Below are 1,431 nucleotides of genomic sequence, written 5' to 3'. Positions count from 1 at the left end.
TTCGGTAAGTGTGCACGGTTTTATGCAAGTACCGTAGTCTCTTGCATAAATACATTTGAGTACTGCAATGGCAGTCTGTGTTCTGGGCGTTATCATGTAGTTTTCTTGTTTGTTTGATTTGGGTATCCGTCCGTTACTTTGTAGGTAACGGGAGATTGCCGTCAGGCATCTTGCAGAAGCGTCTGCCACGTGTGCAGCCGGGTTGTATATCTGTAAAATTTATACAACAGGCGTTTTCCTGCTTTCCGTTCGGAAGGCGGCAGGCTGATTATTGCTCTATAGGTTGGGGTTGGTTTGTTCTGTTTTGTCTGCTGCCGGTCTTTTACGCCGTATCCGATAAGATTTTATCTTTTTTGTTTTGTTTTTCAAGTTTTATAATTACTTTTGCGGTAGGAATATCTCCCGTTACCTACAAAGTAATTCCTTTGTAATAATCTGTATCATAGTAATATACAGAAAATATTTCCCAGCCATCCTTATCGGTTTCCGCATTTCTTTACGTAAGCAATAATTTTCTTGTTGGCCTTGTCCAGCGCTTCGTTTTCGAAGGGTTTCAGATAGGTTTCCGTGACCTTTACCGATGAATGCCCCAGTGCGTTGCTTATTACTCCCACGGTGACTTTGGTGTGGAACGCCGTTGTGGCCCATGTGTGTCGTGCGGTGTAGGAGGAGAGCTTTCCTCTCAGTCCGAGTGCGGTTGCCAGCAGTTTGAGCTTCCGGTTGAAGCTCCGCAAGACCTGCTGGTAATGTCGGTATTCTTCACGCCTTCCCAGCGGGAAACGGCAGTTTTCGTCCCCCAGTATGTTGAGCAGGTAGGGCGAGCCCGTGCGGCGGTCGGCACATTGGCGGATAAGCTCTGCCGCTTCGGCGGTGACGTGTACACGTATCTGTCTTCCCGTTTTCTGTCTGCAGTAGGTAATTACCCCGTCCTTGAAATCGCATTTGCGCAGCCTTGCAAGGTCTGCAAAGGGCATGCCCCTCAGCAGGAATAGCAAGGCGAACCATATCTGCGCTTCTTTCAGCTCCCGGCGCACGGAAGCGGAGGTGTCAAGGGTCTGTCCCATTTCGGCGGGGAGCAGGGCTCGTTTCACGTCGGCACGGGTTCCGGTATATACATGCTTGAACAGTCCGGGCACATATCCGGTGAGGCCCGCCAGCAACGCGCGGTTGTATACGGCCCGCAACATGCGCAGGTAGGTTGACATGGTGTTCAGCTTGAGCATCCTCTCCAGCAGATGCCTTTCGAACTTCTGTATCGTGGCGACATCAAACACTTTCCGCATCCGTATTTCGGTTTTGGGGTGTTGGCTTTCCCAGTACCGTTGGAAAGCCCGCAGCATGCTGCGGTATACATGGGCGGTTCCGAACCGCCCTTCGTCTTCCAGCTCCTGTATGACTGAAAGCGTAAAGGTTGTTAAATCTTTCATGATC

At 50.2% G+C, this 1,431-nt stretch carries 1 protein-coding gene; it reads right to left on the bottom strand.

Annotated features, from left to right (window positions below; genetic code table 11):
• Positions 1–476: 476 nt before the first annotated feature.
• Positions 477–1,427 (bottom strand): site-specific integrase, encoded by a 951-nt coding sequence (locus H8S52_RS19640; RefSeq protein WP_016662135.1) that lies wholly within the window; start codon positions 1,425–1,427, stop codon positions 477–479.
• Between the last annotated feature and the right edge of the window lie 4 nt (positions 1,428–1,431).

Origin of the sequence: Bacteroides sp. NSJ-48, from assembly GCF_014287405.1 — a bacterium.
Taxonomy (GTDB): domain Bacteria; phylum Bacteroidota; class Bacteroidia; order Bacteroidales; family Bacteroidaceae; genus Bacteroides; species Bacteroides stercoris.
This window is presented reverse-complemented; position numbering and strand designations above follow the sequence as displayed.

What these genes read in the sequence shown, in the direction of transcription:
- H8S52_RS19640 (WP_016662135.1), bottom strand. Translation starts at nt 1,427, where the DNA reads ATGAAAGATTTAACAACCTTTACGCTTTCAGTCATACAGGAGCTGGAA.